This is a genomic window from Coriobacteriia bacterium, from assembly GCA_034370385.1.
In the GTDB taxonomy this organism is placed as follows: Bacteria; Actinomycetota; Coriobacteriia; order Anaerosomatales; family PHET01; genus JAXMKZ01.
Window position 1 is genome coordinate 107,182 of record JAXMKZ010000004.1, and the last position, 19,403, is coordinate 126,584.

Consider the following 19,403-nt stretch of genomic DNA (forward strand, 5'->3'; position numbering starts at 1 on the left):
GTTCACAAACGCCGAGGGACGCGGAGTGGGCACTCCGCGTCCCTCGTCGTGGCCGCGCGTGGTGGCGGCCTGTGTTGGTACCCCGCCTAGGAGGCGGGCAACTCCGAGTCATTGACCGGTGCGGTGGGGGCACCGTCGGCGTGGGGGGAGACGGTTCCGGTCGACTCAGCTGCGTACGTCGGCTCGTCGGAAAGACCTGAGTGAAGGGGAGCTGCGGCGGCTGCGATGTGGACTACGTGCCTCATTACTCCTCCTCCCGTCTGCGAGCCTTACACAGGCATCATCGAGCGAGAGTCTCTCGCAGTGAAGAGCGGCGCGACTTGTGCATGTGACCGGCGTCACATGCCAGTCCGAAGCAAGCGTCAGCGGCAGTCTTCCGCAGATTCCGGGAGCGCGCTGCCTATCTCGACCGCGTCGCGGAACGACACACGTCCCAGGTAGTCGGCCATCATCGCATCAAGATCGTTGTAGATGGCCACGTGCATGGGGCAGGTGTCCTGACGTCCGCATACGCCGCCCGCATCGGTGCACAGAGCAAGCGAGACCGGCTCGCCAAGCGCACGAAACACGTCCAGGATCGTGATCTCTTGCGGTGAACGGGTGAGCTCGACTCCCCCGCCCACACCGCGAAAGGAGCGCATGATCCCCGATGTGACAAGATCGCGAACGATCGTCCGCGCGTAGTCGTAGGGAACCTCTGCCGAACCCGAGAGGTCGCGCACGGTCGCGCGCGTTCCTTCCGGCTTCTTGGAGATCTCATAGACGAGGCGGACTCCGTAGTCAGTGCGCCAGTTGATAGGCATGCCGTCTACCCTTCTTGTCAGCGTGGTTCTCGCAAGGGTGCACCTGCTACTCGGGATTCTATTCCAAATGCGAGCGAAAGTACCAAGAATCAAGGTTCCTTGGGTACCATGTGCGGCAGCGTGTCACCGTCTTTGCGCTCGCTCCTTGTCCGATCACAGGCCACACCGGAGGTCACGGCATGACCCGCCCGAAGCACGGCGTCGAACTCATCTACGCACCGGCGGTAGCCGGCTACCGGTTCCCGGCGGGTCATCCGATGCAACCGGAGCGGTTCACGCTGTGCGTTGAACTCGCACGTATGTGGGGGCTTCTCGACGAAGGCGGAGCCCGGGCGGTGGAGCCCCCCACCGCCACCGACGAGGACCTGCTCCTCGTTCACTCGCTCGACTACTTAGAGCATGTGAAGGCCGTCAGCGAGTCCCCTGAGTCGGCCGATTCGTCGCGCGGTCTTGGCCCCGGAGATACACCCGCGATACGCGACCTGCACGCAGCGGCAGCACTGGGCGTCGGAGGGACCATCGATGCCCTTGAAGCTATCGCGTCGGGACGAGCCTCGCGCACGTTCAGCCCAGCTGGGGGCATGCATCACGCGCACCGTGACCGTGCGAGCGGCTTCTGCGTCTACAACGACCTTGCCGTGGCCATCGAGCGCGCCATCGAACGGCATCCGAGCCTGCGCGTGGCCTACATCGACATCGATGCGCACCATGGCGACGGCGTACAAGAGGTGTTCGCCGAGCGCAGCAACGTGCTGACGGTCAGCGTGCACGAGAGCGGGCGCTACCTGTTCCCGGGCACGGGAGACGCCCGCGACCGAGGCACGGGGGCAGGCGAAGGCTTCGCACTGAACGTGCCGCTCGAGCCCCACACCGACGACGAGGGATTCAACGCCGCCATCGAGCGTTTCGTGGTCCCCGCGGTCACGGAGTTCGCCCCGCACGTCATTCTCGCTCAGCTCGGCGCCGACACGCACGTCGATGATCCGCTCGCCCACCTCGATGTCTCACTCGCCGGGTATGTCGCCGCGGTGCGAAGGCTCGTCACCCTTGCAGACGACGTGTGCGGAGGTCGAATCGCCTGCACCGGCGGGGGCGGATACCAGCCGTACTCGATGGTGCCGGTGATGTGGGCGAGCGTGCTCGCCGTGCTCCTCGACGTAGACGTGCCCGAAACGCCTCCCGACGAATGGCAGGCTCTCGCTGCAGCGGCAGCAAGCGCGTCCAAGACGTCGGGCGAAGCGTGGTCGCGCAGCTAGGGCCCCGACCAGAATGCGCCGTGCGCGCACGAACGAAAGGTACCCCGTGGCAAAGAAGACCTCAGCAAAGCGAGCGTTTGACTGGAGGACCTACAGCAAGCCCGCGCGCCACCTCACCGACGCGCAGGAAGAAGCCTTCGTCTCCGGACGGCTGGCCGGGATTCTGCAGTGGACGCACGAGGATCCGCGTACCCGGTTCGAGATTCGCGCGCGCCAGGCGGGGCTCTACCACCGCGGCGTGAGCCTCGCACGCATCGGAGGCGAGGGGCCCTTCAGCGTCGAGATCGATGGCACTGACGGCACGGTGGCCGACCGCCACGAGGTGGCAGGCGACCAGGACGTGCTCCGCTTGATCGAACGGCTCAGCTCGGAGAGTGCGCGCGTGGATGCGGCTATCGGCGGCGGCTCCGAGACGCGTCACCGGCGCTCCTTCGCGGCCGCCATTGCCGCCGGCAACTGCGGCTCCGATCTTGCCTCTGATGGGCTCATTGCGCTGGATACCGACTACGCGCTTGGACGGCGCAAGCTCGATCTGGCGGTCGTGCTTCGCAGCGAAGGCGTGGCCGGTCCGGGTGGCTTCGCTAACCCTGAGCTTGCTTTCATTGACGTGCGCGTGCCGGGCCAGACGCTCACGGGACAGGGCGGCCTCGCGCCATTGGCTGAGGACTTCGCCGACTACGCGAAGGCCCTGTCCGGCGAGCACGTGCGTCGGAGCTGTGAGGAGCTGGCAGCTCTCGCAGCCCAGAAGGTCAGGCTCGGATTGCTGCCGGGTGACCTCGATCTTCGGTCGATATCCGAGGGGCTGCCGCATCTGGTGATCGCGTTCGCCGAGCGTGACCCCTCGGCCCAAGAAAGCACCGCGCCGCTCGTGGAGATCCACGAGCGGCTCTCGGCGCGCCACTATCCGACCACTCGACTGCACTTCGTGCACTTCACGCTCGTCCCCGAGAGCGGTGACGGCCTCGCGGTCGGCGAAGACGACCTCATGGACTACCGAGCGTTCAAGGCGTACCGAGCCACGCTCGGTTAGCGCTTGCCGCTGTCCTTCTGACGGCGGTGCTCCTCGTACGACAAGTCGCCGGATTCCTCGAACTGAGGACAGAAGAACGAGTTCTCGTCCATCTGACGCGAGCCGTCCCGACGGTATGCCTTGACGTTGCGCGAGGCGCGCTCCATCGCGATCTTGGCTTGGAGCGGGTCGGCTGCCCAGTCCATCGACTTTCCCCCGCGGATGCCGATCGACTCGGCGGCGCGCATGCTGTCTTGGTTCGCGCCCAAGTAGATGAACTCGTAGCCGGCGTCCCTCTTGCGCTTCTCGATCATGTCGAGAATCCGACTTCCGTTGAACTCGCGACTCGCGTTCTCGTGACCGTCAGTCATGATCACGAAGAGCACCTGATCCGGACCGTGCGCCGCGACGTAGTCGTCGGTGAGGCGCAACGTATGGCCAATCGCGTCGAACAGAGCGGTCATGCCGTCGGGCCGGTAGGTGTGATGATCGAGATCGCGCATCTCGCGCACGGGCACGGCTGTCGCCACCGTGCGGCTCACCGAATCGAACAGCGTCAGCGTCATCCGGGCGTCGCCGCCTTCAGGGCGTTGGTCTCCCAAGAACTCGTTGAACCCGGAGATCGTCGCGTCGCGAATCACGTCCATCGAGCCCGACGTGTCCAACACGAAGTTGATGAGGATGCTGCGCTCCTCCTGCTCCTTGACCTGCTTGCCTCGCTTGTCCCGCTTGTCCTCGCCTGCGTTCTTCGCCACGGTGCTCCCCTTTCTTCAGGCTGCCAGCAGTGTGCACTGAGGGTCTGACATTCGCCCTGTCTGGCATATTTGCCTGATTTGTCAAAGGGACTATACCCGGGATTTGACTCCTCTGTCAATTCGCTTTGCCAACGTGGTAGAATCGACGTCGGAGGTGCGCATGTACGACGTTGGAGCCAGACTGAGGATCCTGCGCAAGGAGCGAGGCGAGACGCTGGAACAGGTGGCCGACGCGACCGGGTTGTCCATCGCCATGCTCAGCCGCGTCGAACGCGGTGAGCGACTCCCCTCGCCCGATTCCGCTGAGGCCTTGGCCGCCTACTTCGGACTGCCGCCCGAGGAACTGCTCGGTGAGACGATCGCGAACCAGATGATCGGCCGCTATGGCGGGAGTCGTGCCAGTGCGGCCGCCGACCACGTGCGCCGCGCGCTGAGCGAGGATCCTCAAACGGGAGCGCCCAGGTCGTACGGCGACGTCTTCCGCGAGATGCCCATCGAGCGAATCCTCCAGGACGACGGCTTGACGCACGGGACTCACCACGCTTCGAGTTCGCTCAATGACGCGCACTCCATGTCATCGGCATCCTCGCCGCAACCGGAGAACGACTTGCTCAGGAGGCAAAGTCCGTCCGCGCGCTCGTGGGAGATGGCTTCGCCGTCGGCTGCCCACGAAGCAGCCGAAACACTGGAGACCGCGGAGCGGGTCTTTGAGCGGACAGCTCGCGACCTCGATCGGCTCCGCGCCGGACTGGGCAAGAAGGATCGCTACCTGCTCTCGATGCGCCTGCGTCAGACCGCCGTTCGCCTGCGTGATCTGGCCGACAGCGTGGAGCGCGACTGACGAGAGTCCACTGGGGAGCCGCACTGCGTCGGCGCCCCGTGCGGCTGCTCGTGTCAGAGGGTCGCGTTACGCTGTGTGTCGATGGAGGTGAACCTGATGACACACCGACTTTCGAAGTCACGGTTCCAGACTGGTCTGCAATGCCCCAAAGCGCTCTGGCTGTCCTGCAACGCGCGTGAGCTCGCCGATCCGGTCGGCGAAAGCCAGCAACACATCTTCGATACGGGCACCTCTGTGGGGGAGCTTGCCCGAACGGACTTCCCGGACGGGATACTGGTTGAAGAGGACTACACCCAGCCCTCACAAGCGCTCGAAACCACGTCGCGCCTACTGGCGGACCCGCCTCCCGCGATCTTCGAAGCGGCACTGCAGCACGGCAATGTCTTCGTGCGTCCCGACGTGCTCGTACGCACCGAAACGGGCGAGTGGGATCTCTACGAGGTCAAGTCGTCGACACGTCTCAAGCCCGAACACGTCACTGACGTAGCGATACAGACGTGGGTGCTCGAAGGCGCCGGGCTTCCCATCCGACGCGCGTACCTGATGCATCTCAACAACACCTACGTCTACGACGGGATCGAGCACGATGTGTCCCGCCTCTTCACCGCCGAAGACGTCACCGACGAGATGCGCGACTGGATCCATGAGGTCCCGCGTCGGGTTGCCGACCAGCTCGCCCTGCTCGAGGAACCGGTCCCCGACGTCCGCATCGGCAAGCACTGCGACTCACCCTACACCTGTGCGTTCTGGGGCCACTGTCACGCCGACATGCCAGACCGTCCCGTCACCAAGCTCCCCCGACTCAGTGCATCGCTGCTGGACGCCCTGCTCGCCGACGGACATCGCGCCATCGCCGACGTCCCACTGGACTACCCGGGCCTGAGCACGGCCCAGCGCTCGGTGTGCGAACTCGTCCGAACCGGCCAGGCGCAGATGGTTGGCGATCCTGCCTCAACGCTCGCGCCGCTTCGCTACCCTCTGCACTTCGTCGATTTCGAGACGATCATGAGCGCGTTGCCGTTGTTTGCCGGAACACGCCCCTGGCAGCAGGTGCCCTTCCAGTGGTCCGACCACGTCCTGCACGAAGACGGCTCACTCGTTCATCACGAATTCCTGCACACGGGGCCAGGAGATCCGCGCCCCAACTTCATCGACAGTCTTCTTGACGCGCTCGGTGATGATGATGGCAGCGTCGTCGTCTATTCGCCCTTCGAGAACACGCGCCTCAAGGAGCTCGCCGCCGCCTTTCCCGAGAGCTCCCAACGCATAGCGGCGGTCCAGGCCCGCATCTTCGATCTGATGCGCGCAGTGGAGGCGCACGTGCGGCATCCGGACTGTCTGGGAAGTTCGAGCATCAAGGTCGTGCTGCCGGCACTCGTGCCCGAGCTGTCCTATGCCGACCTGGAGATCCGAGAGGGTGGCACCGCATCGCTTCGCTACCTGCAGACTGTGACGGGTGTCCTCGAAGGAGCCGATGCCGACGGGGTCTACGCCGCACTGCGGGAGTACTGCGGACTCGACACGCTCGCGATGGTGAAGATCTACGAGGTGCTGCGAGACGCGGGATAGACGGCGAGCCGGTCCCGCCCGCTCGTGGCGAGCAGGATTCAGGTCGAGGTCGCGCGCTCGAACGCGGAGTGTAGCGCCGTCAACGCTTGCTCCATCTCGTCCTCCGTGCGGAGCGGTAGCACAGGCCACGCACGCATCTCCATTCCGGAGTGAGCGAACGCATGGACCCCGTCAAGGCCATAGAGCTCATCGGCGTCTTGGCCCGCCCGCACTTTGACCGCCACTCCACCGTCAGCCATGAACCCGAACATCTTGCCGTTGTGCACGTAGCCACGGTGACCGAATACCGGTTTCGCACGCACTTCGGGCCACTCGGTCACGGTGGCATCGACGGTCTGCTGCCGCGCAGTCAGCTCCTCAGCCACGGTCGGACCTCACGTCGTCTCGTCGCTTGGCTCCGGCTCGGGCTGCGGCTTGGGTGCTGGCTTGGGCTGTGGCTTGGGCTGTGGCTTGGGCGCGGGTGCGGGCTTCTTCGTATACGTGCGCCAACCGCTCTTCGCGCTCTCGTTGCCGGCCTCATCGACCGCCCACACGCGCCACCGCCGCTCGTTGAGCAGGACCCTCGCAGAGAACGACGTCTCCTTGAGGTCCCGGATCACCTGAGTGCGCCCGTACGAGCCGCCCGAAAGCTTGTCTTGGATCTCGAACGCGTACGTCACTGAGCCCTCTTCGCCGTCGACTCCGACGTCGCTCACTTCAGACCACCGCAGGTAGACACGGCTCGCATCGATGACGGCACCGTTGGCAGGGGCGAGCTGACCAGGCGTATCGGGCGGTTCCTCGTCGGCGGAAACCGTCGCCTCGATCGACTCGGTCTCATAGAACGACTCCTCGGGCAGCACCGTCTCAGTAGGAACCGGCTCGACGACTCCTGAGGTCATCGTGGATTCGGCTGTGACGACGACCGGCTCAGGCTCAGGCGCAGTGGCGCGGCCGAGCGCGAAGCCCAGCCCGGTGCCGATGATCAGCACGATCGCAGCGCCGACCCCCATCGTGATCAGCAAGCGCCGCTCACGGTCCACGCCGGGCTTCTGGTACGGCCGGCGGTTGATGCGGCCAAGATCCTGGCCGCGCCCATACTGATCCACTCGCAGGCCCCTCCCGGTCGGCGTGTGAGTCCTGTTGTTGCGAAGGTAGACGGTGAGAGCGTGCACCGCAAGTGCAACTCCCCTCTATCAGGCATCGCACGCAGGACCGTTTGAGTCCGGCACCGGTGAGGGCACATACCGAGCGAACACAATCGGCCGAAGTGAAGGAGCCAACAATGTCTCGAGTTGAGTTGCGCAACGAGATCCTCTTCAAGGCACCGACGAGGGTGGGGCTGCTCTCCGACGTAGCCGAAGCGCTGCACGGCGCCGGCGTCAACGTCCTTGCCATCGGCGCCTATGACAAGGGCGATGTCGGTGAGTTCCTGCTTGTGACCGACAACAACAAGGCCGCATTCGCCGCGCTCGATGGGATGGGCGGAACGCTCGACCTGCTGCCGGTCGTCGTGGCCTGGGTCGACAATGCGCCGGGCGAACTTGCCCGCGTGGCCCGGCGTCTGGCTGACAACGGCATCACCGTGGCCCAGATACACGCAAGCACGACGGACGCGCCGACTGCGATGCTTGTGATTCGCGCCGACTGCGAGCTCGATGTCATCAAGCTGCTCGAAGGCGTGTAGCGTCGCACTCCCAACCATGGGAACGCGGTAATCCTGCTCTGATCAGGATCTCTTGGCGTACCCGCGATCAAGCACCGGGTTTCAGGCAGCGACGTGGCACGCAATCTGCATGTGCATTGTGATAGTTCACGATATATCGCTCACTGAGCGACCGACGAAGGGAATGCTCATGCACGGTCACGGAGACTCACCCTGTGGGCACGGCCACGGCCAGGGACACCACGGACACGGCGGCCACCACGGCAAGCACGGTTTCAAGCACCCGTTCGGCATGGGAGGCCACTTCGGCTTCGGCCCCAGCGGCATGCGTGCGCGGCGCGGTGACATTCGAGCAGCGGTACTTCGACTGCTCTCGGAGCAGCCCATGCACGGCTATCAGATCATCCAGGAGCTTTCGGCCCGCAGCGGCGGAGCCTGGAGCCCGTCCCCGGGTTCGGTCTACCCCACCCTGCAGCTTCTCGCCGACGAAGGACTCGTCGTCTCCGAGGAAGCCGGTGGCAAGAAGGTCTTCAGCCTGACCGAGGCCGGAACCGCTGCCGTCGCCGAGAGTGGGGATCAGCCCGCCCCTTGGGAAGAGGCCGCCCAAAGCGACACCGGCACCGCGGGCTTCCGAGACGCCGCTGGCAAGCTCATGCCCGCGCTGTTCCAGATCGGCAAGAGCGGCTCCCCGGAACAGATCGCTGCGGCGACGCAGATCGTGGATGACGCCCGCAAGAAGCTCTACGCGATGCTCGCCGAGGACTAGACCCTCCGCCTGTCCGAGACCATCTGGCACGTAAGCATCGGAGGATGCATTGAAGGCGTCGCATCTGCGCGCACGCTACTGGCGCATCGTGTTCTTCTTCGGCAGGGTCACCCTGGCGTTCATGTACTGGGAGATCCTGCTGCCCAAGATCGGTCTGCGCGCGCTGGCAGCACGTACTCGACCGGACCGAAGCCGGCGCACCGCCGTGCGGTTCCGCGCGCTTGCCATTCGCATGGGCGGGTTGATGATCAAGGTTGGCCAGTTCCTGTCGGCGCGCCTTGATGTCCTCCCGGCCGAAATCACCGATGAGCTCGCGGGCCTTCAAGACGAAGTGCCTGCCGAGAGCTTCGCGGCCATCCAGGTGCAGGCCGAACGCGAGTTGGCTATGCCGCTCGCTCAGCGCTACGCGTGGTTCGACGAGGTTCCGCTGGCGGCCGCATCGCTTGGCCAGGCGCATCGTGCCCGGTTGAGCGTTGCGGACGCAGCGGAACTCGGTTTTGCCGACGTGGTCGTGAAGGTCCAGCGCCCCCACATCGAGCAGATCGTCGAGGTCGATCTGGCCGCGCTGCGCCGTGTCGGCGGCTGGCTCCAGCGCTACAAGCCCGTGCGCGAGCGCGCGAATGTGCCCGGACTCATCGAGGAGTTCGCCGCCACCACACGCGACGAGATCGACTACCTCGCCGAGGCAAGCTACGCGGAAACCTTCGCTGACAACTTCGCGCACAACCCGCATGTCCACGTGCCGCAGGTTGCCTGGGAGTACACGACGCGCCGTGTGCTGACGCTTGAGGACGTCACCGCCATCAGGCTTGGTGACTACGAAGCCATCACCGCGGCCGGCATCAACCGCTCGGAAGTCGCCGAAGTGCTGGTGAGCGCCTACATGCAACAGATCTTCGAGGATGGCTTCTTCCACGCCGACCCGCACCCGGGCAACCTGTTCGTGACCCCGCTGGAGGGCCTGAACGAGGCCGGCAATCGCGCTTGGAAGCTCACCTTCATCGACTTCGGCATGGTGGGCACCGTACCAGAGAACCTGCGGATGGGGCTGCGCGAGGGCGTCATCGCGGTCGGCACGCAAGACGGCGCACGGCTCGTCAAGAGCTTCAAGACACTCGACGTGCTGCTGCCAAGCGCAGACGTGAAGTTGATCGAACTGGCGAGCATGCAGGTGTTCGACCGCTTCGGCGGCATGAGCATGGGCGACTTGCGAGGCCTCAGCCACGACGAGATGATGAGCTTCGGCCTGCAGTTCCGCGGGCTGATGCTGAACCTCCCGTTTCAGCTACCGGAGAACCTCCTGCTGCTGGGCCGGTCCCTCGCGATCCTGTCGGGTATGTGCACCGGGCTCGACCCGCAGTTCAACTTCTGGAGCGCGATCGCTCCGTACGCATCCAAGCTCATATCCGACGAAGACGAAGGCGGCACTCTGTTCGGCGCGGGCTTTGACACGTTGCTCGCAGAAGGTACGAAGGTCCTCCAGACCACCATCGGCCTGCCCGCTCGCGCTGACCGCGTGCTCACGCTCATGGAGCGCGGCGAGTTCAGCGTGCAGACGCCGCTGCTCGATCTGCGGATGCGGCGGCTCGACCGCAGCGTCGGCCGGGTGGCCAGCGCCCTCGTATTCGGCGCGCTGCTCATCGCCGGTGCGGTGCTCTACGAGGTCGAACCGACGCTTGCCAAGGCGCTCATGATCGTCTCAGTAGTGCCGGGCCTGCGCGCTCTGATGGGCGGCCGCGGGGGCCACCCGGGGCGCTAGGAGGTCCGCTCGGCAGGCGACCCGTCGCTCTACCCCGCTTCGAGCACCTCGAGGAACGCATCGCCGTAGCGCGCGAGCTTGGCCTTCCCCACGCCGTGACACTCGAGGAGCTCTTCGGGTGATGTCGGCAGACGCACGGCCATGTCGGCGAGCGAGCGGTCAGAAAACACCACGTAAGCCGGGACACTCTGCTCCGCGGCGATAGTGCGGCGCAGCTCGCGCAGCCGCTCGAAGAGTCCTTCGCCGATGTCGAGGCCCTCAAGCGCGATCGAGGACTTCTTGGCCTTGGGCGCCTTCGGCGGCTTGGCTTTGAGGCGGGCCAGCTGAACGGCGACCTCCCCTCGCAACACCACGCCAGCGGTATCGGTGAGCTTCAGCGCCGAGTAGGCCGCGATGTCCTGCCGCAGGTAGCCGAGGTGGATGACCTGGCGGATGACGGCCATCCACTCGTCGCGCGAGCGGTCCTCGCCGATGCCGAACACCGACAGCGCGTCGTGCTCCCACTGCACGACCTTGTCGGTGGTGTGGCCGCGCAACACGTCCACCACGTGACCGGCGCCGAACCGCTGCCCCGTGCGGTACACGGCCGAGAGTGCCTTCTGGGCTAGCTCCGTGCCGTCGTAGAGCTCGGGCGGATCCAGACACACATCGCAGTTGCCGCAGTCATCCTCGAGCGACTCGCCAAAGTAGCCGAGCAGCACGCGGCGGCGACACGAGGTGGCTTCTGCGAAGTCGATCATGGCGTTGAGCTTGTGGAGCTCGATGCGGATCTGCTCGGCGTTGTCGCCCCGCTCGATGAGCATGCGCGCGGTCACGACGTCCTGCAGCGAGAAGAGGCACAGCGCCTCAGCGGGCAGGTCGTCGCGGCCGGCTCGACCCGTTTCCTGGTAGTAGCCTTCGATGTTCTTGGGCATGTCGTAGTGGACGACGAAGCGCACGTCGGGCTTGTCGATACCCATACCGAACGCCACCGTGGCCACGACGACTCGGACCTCGTCGCGCAGGAACGCGTCTTGCACGCGCGTGCGCTCCGCCGCGGGATGTCCGGCGTGGTACGCAGCCGCTGCAACACCCGCCTTGCGCAGGCGCAACGCCACTTCGTCGACACGTTTGCGGCTGAGGCAGTAGACGATGCCAGAGTCATCAGGGTGCTCGGCCAAGAAGCGCTCGAGCTGCTTGGGGGCGTCGCGCTTCTCAGCGACGGTGTAGCGGATGTTGGGACGATCGAAGCCGGCGACGAAGACCGGCTCGCGAGCCAGGCCTAGGCGCTCTCGCACGTCCTCGCGCGTCTGGTCGTCCGCGGTGGCGGTCAGCGCCAGGATCGGGACGCCGGGAAACAGGTCCGGCAGCCGTCCTAGCTGCACGTACTCGGGCCGGAAGTCATGGCCCCACTGGCTGACGCAGTGCGCCTCATCGATGGCGAACAGCGAGATGTGCGCAGCACGCAGCTCCTCAAGGAAGCTCGGCATCATGAGGCGCTCGGGGGCCACGTACAGGAGCCGGAGCGCGCCGGCACGCAGGTCGGTGATGACCGCCGTCGCATCCTCGGGCGCAAGTGACGAGTTGAGGTAGGCAGCAGCCACGCCGTTGCCTCGCAATGCGTCGACCTGGTCTTTCATGAGCGAGATGAGCGGCGAGACGACGACCGCGGTGCCCTCGCGATGAAGCGCCGGCACCTGATAGCACAGCGACTTGCCCCCGCCGGTGGGCATGAGCACGAACGCGCTACCCCCAGCGACGACGTGCTCGATGATCGCGAACTGATGCGAACGGAACTCGTCGTAGCCGAAGACTTCGGCGAGAGTGACGTAGAGCGCGGCGTTCGTTGAGGCGGCGTTCGACACGATGACCTTTCGACGGAGATGACCCGAGGACCAAGTATCACCGTCGGTGTGACATCACGCCACCTAGCGCTTGAGCGCCTTGAGCTCGGCCCAGTGCGCCTTCGTCATCTCGGGCCAGCTGTAGAGACTCGCGCCTTCGACGCCGGTCTCATTGGCAGCCCGAACGAACGCGCGCACCTCGTAGGCAGACGACTTCGAAGCGACACCCCCGATGAGGTGAATAGGCTCGGTGGCGCACCCCGGCTGAGCGCGCAGGATGCGGACGTTGGCGAGCGTATCGGCGTACGCCGCGGCGTAGCCGTCGCCGTGGTAGGTGTAGTAGCTCATCGGCACGAACACGTCGTAGGTGGCGGCGAGCGAGGAGTACGGGAAACCCGGCCAGTAGGTCTTGCTCGACTGCATCCCCTTCGGCGAAGGGATGATGGCGCCCAGCGGGTAGCGCGGCCCGACGAAGGCACGCGTGCGATCCGAGACCCACTTCAGGCGGCGGTTGCGCTCCGCCGCGGGCTTCACCACGCTCGACTCGATGTCGAGCGCGAACGAGTCGAACCGCTGTCCGTCGCTCGTGCGAAACCGGATGGCCGCCTTGACTCGGTCAAGGTCGCGACCCTTCCAGCGCAGATCCGGCAGATACCACGCGACGACCTTCATGCCCCGCGCGTGCGCAGCGCGAATGAGGCGGGCCGTGCGATCGGGCCGGTGGATGGCGTAGGTGCGACTGGAGTTGCTCGTCTCGATATAGACGGTGCGCACGCCGTGGTTTGCCATGTCACGAATCGCAGCTTCCGGGCGGTCGAACGCCGGTTTGTCCCAGATGTCGATCCAGCCGCCCAAGCCACGGTAGGCATCGATTGAGGGTGTCGCGGTGGCGCTCGCGTGTACATCGGGAATCGCGAAGGCCGAGGGCGCGATGGCGAGTGTTGCGACGATCGCGAGCGCGCACAGCGCGGCTCGGGCGACGGGGCGTGGCGAGTATGCAAGGGTCACGGTGTGCTCCTGATGCGAGAGGTTACGATGAGACTCTAGCAGGGTCCGTGCCGCCGAGGGCTCACTCGGGGCGCGCCCCCGCGAGTTCTTCGACCGCTCGCCTCGCCCACCCCGGGTCTTTGAGCATCGCCCGACCGACGCCGATGAGGTCGGCCACACCCTGGGCCAGCAACGTCTCGGCCTGCTGATACTCGATCACCCCGCCCGTCAGAATCACGGGGATCGAGACCGCTCGCCGGATGGGTTCAGTGAGTTCGGCGAAGTAGCCAGGCTCGTCATGCCCGGGGCGCACGTAGCCCGAAAGCCCCCCGGTGATGTCGAGCACGTCGACACCGGCCCGCTGAAGCGCCACTGCAGCCACAATACTGTCCTCGACGGTCGTGCCGCCCTCGAGGTAGTCGCGCGCGCCCAGTCGCAGCAGCACCGGATAGTCCTCTCCCACGGCAGCCCTGACGGCTGCGACCACCTGGAGCGGCAGCCGGAGCCGACCGGCGATGTCCCCGCCGTACTCGTCGTCACGTCGGTTGGTGAGCGGCGAGAAGAACTGGTTGAGCAGGTAGCCGTGAGCAGCATGAAGCTCCACGCCGTCGAAGCCCGCGCGCTTCACACGCAACGCCGCAGCGGCGAACCGCTCGACGACTCCGGCGATCTGCTCGCGCGTCATCGGACGAGGGATCGCACCCGGACCGATCGGACTGGGCACGTCGGATGGCCCGACGACATCGAGCCCCGGGACCGCCGACGCCGCCCCCGCATGGCTGATCTGCACGACGGCTTTGACGCCGTTGGCGTGCAACACGTCGGCCAGCTGGCTCAGCCCCTCGACCATGCGGTCCTCGGCGACCGACGGCTGACCGATGCGGTTGCAGCCCTGCTCACTGATGTAGCAGTGCTCGGTGATCACGAGCCCGAACGCACCCCCGCGCGACATCTCGTCGTAGTAGGCGAGAAGGTCCGGGGTGATGCTCCCGTCAGAGTCCGCCTTCGTGGTGGCCATCGGCGGCAGGACGAGACGGTTGTGAAGGTGCAGCGAGCCTGCGGTCAGCGGCCTAAGCAGATGGGACATGGGGACTCCTCCCGAGGGGGCGTGCCCCTAGTTCATGCCCGAGAAGCCCTGATGCGCGCGGCCCCATGTTATCATTCAATCATACGAACGATTGAATGATTTCTGTCTGTCACCGCCCTGGAGCTCGCCATGTTCACCGTTGATGTCACCCCAGAGATCACCGCGCTCGTCGCTCGCCTTGAGGCTCTGCGCCTCAGGCTCGACGCTGGAGCCACGCTGTCCCGACGCTGGGCGGGACGGCTTCGCCGCGAGATGGAGGTGAACGCGATCGCGGCGTCCACCTCGCTCGAGGGTGTCAGGGTGACGCCCGATGACGTGCGCCGCATCCTGGCCGCAGACCGCCCGGCGCGTGTCACCGAGGCTGATGCGGCCCTGGTCGCCGGTTACCGCGACGCGATGACGTACGCGCTTCGTCGGGCCGATGATCCCGATTTTGTCTGGCACCCCGAAGTCGTTCGGGCCATCCACGATCGCGTCTTGGCGGGCTCGCACGCTCTGGGCGCCGGGCGCTACCGGGAGAGGCCCGTGTTCGTCGTCGACAGCGCGAGCGGCGCTGTGCGGTTCACTCCCCCGGACCCGGAGCTTGTCGGCGCACTGCTGGCCGAAGCCACCACGGACCTCGAGGACACTCCGTTGCCGACGCCTGTGCTCGCGGCGCTGGCGCATGTCACCGTCGCGGCGATCCATCCCTTCGCCGATGGAAACGGTCGTACCGCGCGCATCGTCGCGAGCCTCGTGATGCTCCGCGGCGGCTACCGTCGGCCCGAGTTCACGTCGCTCGAGGAGTGGTGGGGCACGCATGCACACGACTACTACGCAGCTTTCACCGCTCTGGGAACGCAGTGGGACGCCGCAGCCAACGTCACCGGCTTCGTACAGGCGCATCTGTCGGCCCACGTCGCGCAGGTGGAAACCTACGAGCTCGAACACGCCGTACAGAGCGACATCTGGGTCGGGCTCGAGAACCTCGCTCAAGGGCTCGGCGACCTCAGAGGTGTGGAGGCCCTCTACGACGCGTTCCTGGGCAGGGCCGTCACCAACCGCTACTACCGTGAGATCGCGGCTGTGTCGTCCGTGACCGCCGCAAGCGACCTCGCGCGCCTTGCCGCCTCTGGGCTTCTCGATGTGCGAGGAGCCGGCAGCTCGACGCAGTTCGTGGCCTCGGGTGGACTGTTCGAGCGCCTCGCTGAAGAGCTGGGACTTGCCGAGCAGATCGACTCGTCGCTGCCTTTGGACGAGAGGCGCCGCGCCCTGATCGCCGCCCTCCGGTGGCGCGTGCAGGAGCGGTGAGCGCCGGCCTGCGGCCACCCTGCACTTCCGATAGAATCGCGCAGACACTTCGTGGTGGAGGGGCGATGAAGCACCGCACGCTGTGGGCCGCGATAGACACCGACCGGAGCAAGTGGTGGTACTACGGTGCCGCAATCGCCCTCGGCCTGGTCTTGGTGGGCCTGTCAGCCCTGCTCTGGGCTTCGACCGGATTCGCGCCACGTGGCCTGCGGCTACCCCTTGACCTCCTGCTGCTTCTGTTGCCGGCCATCACGCTGCCCTTCCTGAGGAAGCGCGCCTCACGGGAGGCCGTGACCACGTTGGGCGCCGTTGCGCTCCCCGCCGAGATGCTGCCAGTCACGACCCAGGCGCTGCATGACGTCTTGACCGCGACGGGTCGCATGGGTCTCCAGAACGACTTGGCGGTGTTCAACTCAGACTCACTCAACGCCATCTCGTTTGAGGAGGGACCGCGCACGGTTCTTGCGGTGAGCTCCGCGTTCACGGCCCTGCCAATCGACGAACAACGGGCGGGGCTCGCCCTGCTCGTCTGCCGTGAGAGGGTGCACATCGATTCGATCGTGATCGGGTCGAAGCACGGAGTCCCCACCGACAACGAAGGCAACTTCCTTACCGTGTCCGACCTCGACGATCCAGGAATCCGCAGGAAGGTCGAGAGCTCGTGGCTCGAGGCGATTGCCGCCAGCGACCGCGAAGCACTACTGGCGATGCACGAGCCGAGCGCCATGCTGACCCTCATGAAACGACTCGCGATGCACGATACCCGGCTGGGTCTCGCCTCAGTCGAGGCGGCATACGGCTGCCTTGCCTGGCCGTTCGACTCCGCGCTGGGATTGACAGGCGAAGACGATCTGCCGCCCGCCGCCCGTGCCGCGCTCGCGGAGGTCCTCGCGTCCTCGGGGGCACCCGGCGCTCATCCGCAGTATGCCCGCATCGCGCACATGCGCTCGGTGCTGCCTGCGGCCGAGCGGGAGGTGCCGGAGCCGCCGCCCCTCCGACCCGTCCCCGCGCTGTCGCTCGATGCCGGCGTGGCCGTCGCCGGCGGGGATGTCATCCACGTTCCGGCAGTCGCCCCAGTTCCGATTGCTGCCGTAGTTGCGGGGACCCCTGCGCGTCCGACGGCGACTCCCTATGCGCTGCGCATCCGCACCACGTGCCCCGCATGTGGAGCTGGTAACGTCCCCACGAATCGGAATTGCATTGCGTGCGGAAAGCCGCTCCCCGCCAAGCCGGCGACCACCTGAGGAGCTGGCTCAGCGCCCTGCGGAGCAGTTCAGAGCGTCGTGGTCAGGAATGTCACAGCCGCATCGACGTACTCGCCAAAGCGAGCCTGCAGCACCGGCGAGAGACCCGGCTCGTCCGCAAGCTCGGCGGGCTCGACGCCCAGGATCGTGATGGGAGGCAGCGGGTTGCCGAGCAAGGCGGCGAACTCGAGCACCTTCATGAGGTCGGCCTCGTGGGTGCTCAGACCGGCATGCCCGCGCCTGCTGGCCACCTGGTCGGGCGTGAAGAGCGCGAACTCGCCCGGGGTCAGCCCCATCTTCGCTGCGTCGACGATGAGGACCGACTCGGTCTCGGCGTCGAGGTAGTGCACCAGATCGAGCAGGTTGCCGCCCAGATCGATTGCGCGAAAACCCTCGTCGAGTCCGGCCTCGCCGACGTGCTCGGCGATGCGCAGACCGATGGAGTCGTCGCGCCCGTAGTAGTTGCCGATGCCGATGAGGTAGCGCACGCGCTAGCGGACGAACTCCACGTCCAGGTAGTGCGTCGAGCACGAGATGCAGGGGTCGTAGGCGCGCACGAGCATCTCGAATGCGAGGCGCATCTCGTCCTCGGACTTCCCGGAGGCCATGAGCCACGGCAGCAAAGCATCGAAGTCCGCCTGGATGTTGGCGTGATTCTGGCCGGTGGGGATGATGCAGTCCGCTTCCGTGCAGAAGCCCTCGTCGTCGAAGGTGTACTCGTGGAACAGGATGCCGCGCGGCACCTCGACTGCTGCCGCCCCGGTGCCCGAGCGCGTGGGCATGACGAGCGGCTCCTCCGTCACGCCCTCGGCGATGAGCTCGTCGAACAGGCGCAGCGCCTCGTGGGCCGAGTGGACGATCTCGACGACCTGGGCCACGGAGTTCATGTACGGGTTGGTGCAGATCGGTCCCATGCCGAGCGACTCGGCGACCTTCTTGGCCTCCGGGTGCAGCATGTCGTAGTTCACGTTGAAGCGCGCAAGCGCCCCGGCCGCGTAGCTGTCGAGGCGGTTCTTGGTGTACTTGGCCGTCGAGAGCGGCGAGACGTACTCGTTGGTGCAGCTGCGATAGTCGGCCACGTCGTAGCGGGCGCGGTCGCCATCGGGCAGGATCGTCTGGACGAAGCCGTCGTACAGGCCGTACTCGCTGTCTGATGAGACCGCCATGTACTCGGTGGGTCGGTCGAACGCGGGGATGCCGGGTGCGAGGGCGGCGATCGTCTCGAGCGTGGCCTGCAGGTCGGGCACGGCTGCGGCGAGCTTGTCACGCATGGCGGACAGCTCGGGCACAGTCGGCACCTTCGAGAAGCCGCCGGGCAGCACCGTCGTGGGGTGCGTCGTGCGGCCGCCGATGAGCGAACCCCACTCGTGCGCGAGGCGCTTGAGGCGCAGGGCGCGCGCCACCACCTCGGCGTGCGTTTCGACGAGCGCGAACGCGGACGGAGCCCCTAGCAGGTCCGGCGCGACGAGCACGTAGACATGCAACACGTGGCTGTCGAAGTTCTCGGCATGCTTGAGCAGCGTGCGCAGCTTCGTCGTCTGCGGCGTGACCTCGATGCCGAGGGCGGCTTCGGTCGCCTTCACCGACGCGAGCGTGTGTCCGATCGAGCAGATGCCGCAGATGCGGCTCGTGATGCGTCCGACCTCAGAGTAGTGACGTCCGCGGCACATCGCCTCGAAGAAGCGCGGGGCCTCGGGCACCTGCCACTCGCACGTCTCCACGACGCCGTCGGTCACGTTCACCTTGATGTTGCCATGGCCCTCGACGCGGGTCAGATGATGAACGTCGATGTTGATGTTCTGCAGCATGGGGCGTCTAGCTCCTCAGGTTCGCCGTGAACATGCGTGACTTGCCGACCGCGCGCTTGTGACTGAAGCCGGCGCGATCCATGAGCACCTTCTCCAGCGCCGGGATGTTCGCGTCTTCGACGAAGCCCCGGCAGGCCTCGCAGGGGATGCCATCGGCGGGGCACGGCGCGCCGCAACCGGCGATCGCCACCTGTCCCATGCAGTAGTCGCCCTCGTCGAAGCGGCAGATGGTTTCGCGGCGCTTGCACTGCACGCAGACCGGGTAGGTCGGTGCGAAGTAGATCGTGCCGTGCAGCAGGTTCGAGATGACCAGCAGCAGCTCTTCCTTGCTCATCGGGCACCCGAGCACCTCGTAGTCGACCTTGATGGCCGCCGAGATGGGCCGGGCGGTGCCGCTGCGCAGGTGAGGCATGCTTGCGTCGTCGCCGTAGACGTACTCGGCGAAGTCGTCCTGATGGTTCTTCAGCGCATTGATGCCGCCGGTGCACGCGCACGCGCCGTACGCGATGACGACCCTTGAGCGACGGCGGATCTCCTGCAGACGAGTACGGTCCTCCTCGCGCGTGAAACTGCCCTCCACCAGGGCGAAGTCGATGCGTCCGGTGGTCGTCTCGGTCATCGCCTCGCGGAACTCGACGATCTCGACGTGCTTGAGCAGCTCGAGCGTGGCTTCGTCGCCGTAGTTGGTGAACTCGATCTGGCAGCCTTCACAGCTGGCGAAGTCGAAGAAGGCGAGTGTGGGCTTCCGGGTCTCCGGCATG

At 66.1% G+C, this 19,403-nt stretch carries 20 protein-coding genes; 9 read left to right on the forward strand and 11 right to left on the reverse strand.

The window, feature by feature from the left end; genetic code table 11:
- Positions 1 to 86: 86 nt before the first annotated feature.
- On the reverse strand, positions 87 to 245 hold the full coding sequence (locus U1E26_00590) for a hypothetical protein (GenBank protein MDZ4168138.1): 159 nt from the start codon (positions 243 to 245) through the stop codon (positions 87 to 89).
- Between the two features lie 117 nt (positions 246 to 362).
- The gene (locus U1E26_00595) at positions 363 to 803 is read right to left on the reverse strand and encodes an Rrf2 family transcriptional regulator (protein ID MDZ4168139.1); all 441 of its coding nucleotides are present in this window, start codon (positions 801 to 803) and stop codon (positions 363 to 365) included.
- A 179-nt stretch (positions 804 to 982) separates the two neighbouring features.
- Here U1E26_00595 and U1E26_00600 point away from each other — a divergent pair, with 179 nt between their 5' ends.
- Together U1E26_00600 and U1E26_00605 are read left to right on the forward strand one after the other, a co-directional pair.
- Positions 983 to 2,059 (forward strand): acetoin utilization protein AcuC, encoded by a 1,077-nt coding sequence (locus U1E26_00600; GenBank protein ID MDZ4168140.1) that lies wholly within the window; start codon positions 983 to 985, stop codon positions 2,057 to 2,059.
- Positions 2,060 to 2,105: 46 nt separating this feature from the next.
- Positions 2,106 to 3,089 carry a hypothetical protein gene (locus tag U1E26_00605; GenBank protein ID MDZ4168141.1) on the forward strand — a complete coding sequence of 328 codons (984 nt, stop codon included), beginning with the start codon at positions 2,106 to 2,108 and terminating at the stop codon, positions 3,087 to 3,089.
- Here U1E26_00605 and U1E26_00610 read toward each other — a convergent pair.
- Positions 3,086 to 3,823, reverse strand: a complete 738-nt coding sequence (locus U1E26_00610) for a vWA domain-containing protein (GenBank protein ID MDZ4168142.1) — start codon at positions 3,821 to 3,823, stop codon at positions 3,086 to 3,088. The genes U1E26_00605 and U1E26_00610 overlap by 4 nt on opposite strands.
- Positions 3,824 to 3,983: 160 nt before the next feature.
- Between U1E26_00610 and U1E26_00615 the strand changes: the two genes are divergently transcribed.
- Together U1E26_00615 and U1E26_00620 are read left to right on the forward strand one after the other, a co-directional pair.
- Complete coding sequence (locus U1E26_00615) at positions 3,984 to 4,664, forward strand: helix-turn-helix transcriptional regulator (protein MDZ4168143.1); 681 nt, start codon at positions 3,984 to 3,986, stop codon at positions 4,662 to 4,664.
- A gap of 96 nt (positions 4,665 to 4,760) precedes the next feature.
- Positions 4,761 to 6,233, forward strand: a complete 1,473-nt coding sequence (locus U1E26_00620; protein ID MDZ4168144.1) for a DUF2779 domain-containing protein — start codon at positions 4,761 to 4,763, stop codon at positions 6,231 to 6,233.
- A gap of 38 nt (positions 6,234 to 6,271) precedes the next feature.
- On the opposite strand, the gene U1E26_00625 is transcribed toward U1E26_00620, so the two are convergent.
- Positions 6,272 to 6,598, reverse strand: a complete 327-nt coding sequence (locus tag U1E26_00625; GenBank protein ID MDZ4168145.1) for a hypothetical protein — start codon at positions 6,596 to 6,598, stop codon at positions 6,272 to 6,274.
- Positions 6,599 to 6,607: 9 nt separating this feature from the next.
- A complete protein-coding gene (locus U1E26_00630) occupies positions 6,608 to 7,321 on the reverse strand; it encodes a hypothetical protein (protein ID MDZ4168146.1) in 714 nt (237 codons plus the stop codon).
- Positions 7,322 to 7,497: 176 nt separating this feature from the next.
- Between U1E26_00630 and U1E26_00635 the strand changes: the two genes are divergently transcribed.
- From U1E26_00635 to U1E26_00645, 3 genes are all read left to right on the forward strand, one after another.
- On the forward strand, positions 7,498 to 7,899 hold the full coding sequence (locus U1E26_00635; GenBank protein MDZ4168147.1) for an ACT domain-containing protein: 402 nt from the start codon (positions 7,498 to 7,500) through the stop codon (positions 7,897 to 7,899).
- Between the two features lie 169 nt (positions 7,900 to 8,068).
- Complete coding sequence (locus U1E26_00640; GenBank protein ID MDZ4168148.1) at positions 8,069 to 8,644, forward strand: PadR family transcriptional regulator; 576 nt, start codon at positions 8,069 to 8,071, stop codon at positions 8,642 to 8,644.
- A gap of 49 nt (positions 8,645 to 8,693) precedes the next feature.
- Positions 8,694 to 10,403 carry an AarF/UbiB family protein gene (locus U1E26_00645; GenBank protein ID MDZ4168149.1) on the forward strand — a complete coding sequence of 570 codons (1,710 nt, stop codon included), beginning with the start codon at positions 8,694 to 8,696 and terminating at the stop codon, positions 10,401 to 10,403.
- Between the two features lie 29 nt (positions 10,404 to 10,432).
- On the opposite strand, the gene recQ is transcribed toward U1E26_00645, so the two are convergent.
- From recQ to U1E26_00660, 3 genes are all read right to left on the reverse strand, one after another.
- Entirely contained in the window at positions 10,433 to 12,247 is a 1,815-nt protein-coding gene (recQ, locus tag U1E26_00650; protein ID MDZ4168150.1) for a DNA helicase RecQ, read from the reverse strand.
- 63 nt (positions 12,248 to 12,310) lie between these two features.
- Positions 12,311 to 13,234 (reverse strand): hypothetical protein, encoded by a 924-nt coding sequence (locus U1E26_00655; GenBank protein MDZ4168151.1) that lies wholly within the window; start codon positions 13,232 to 13,234, stop codon positions 12,311 to 12,313.
- Between the two features lie 61 nt (positions 13,235 to 13,295).
- Entirely contained in the window at positions 13,296 to 14,300 is a 1,005-nt protein-coding gene (locus U1E26_00660) for an NADH:flavin oxidoreductase (GenBank protein MDZ4168152.1), read from the reverse strand.
- 129 nt (positions 14,301 to 14,429) lie between these two features.
- On the opposite strand from U1E26_00660, the gene U1E26_00665 reads away from it, so the two are divergent.
- Positions 14,430 to 15,590, forward strand: a complete 1,161-nt coding sequence (locus U1E26_00665; protein ID MDZ4168153.1) for a Fic family protein — start codon at positions 14,430 to 14,432, stop codon at positions 15,588 to 15,590.
- Positions 15,591 to 15,655: 65 nt separating this feature from the next.
- The gene (locus U1E26_00670; GenBank protein ID MDZ4168154.1) at positions 15,656 to 16,834 is read left to right on the forward strand and encodes a zinc ribbon domain-containing protein; all 1,179 of its coding nucleotides are present in this window, start codon (positions 15,656 to 15,658) and stop codon (positions 16,832 to 16,834) included.
- A 29-nt stretch (positions 16,835 to 16,863) separates the two neighbouring features.
- Here the strand turns inward: U1E26_00670 and U1E26_00675 are convergent, their stop codons facing one another.
- The 3 genes from U1E26_00675 to U1E26_00685 are packed head-to-tail and all read right to left on the reverse strand — an operon-like array spanning position 16,864 to position 19,402.
- Positions 16,864 to 17,322, reverse strand: a complete 459-nt coding sequence (locus U1E26_00675) for a hydrogenase maturation protease (GenBank protein ID MDZ4168155.1) — start codon at positions 17,320 to 17,322, stop codon at positions 16,864 to 16,866.
- Between the two features lie 3 nt (positions 17,323 to 17,325).
- The gene (locus U1E26_00680; GenBank protein ID MDZ4168156.1) at positions 17,326 to 18,642 is read right to left on the reverse strand and encodes a Ni/Fe hydrogenase subunit alpha; all 1,317 of its coding nucleotides are present in this window, start codon (positions 18,640 to 18,642) and stop codon (positions 17,326 to 17,328) included.
- Between the two features lie 7 nt (positions 18,643 to 18,649).
- Entirely contained in the window at positions 18,650 to 19,402 is a 753-nt protein-coding gene (locus U1E26_00685) for a hypothetical protein (GenBank protein ID MDZ4168157.1), read from the reverse strand.
- Between the last annotated feature and the right edge of the window lies 1 nt (position 19,403).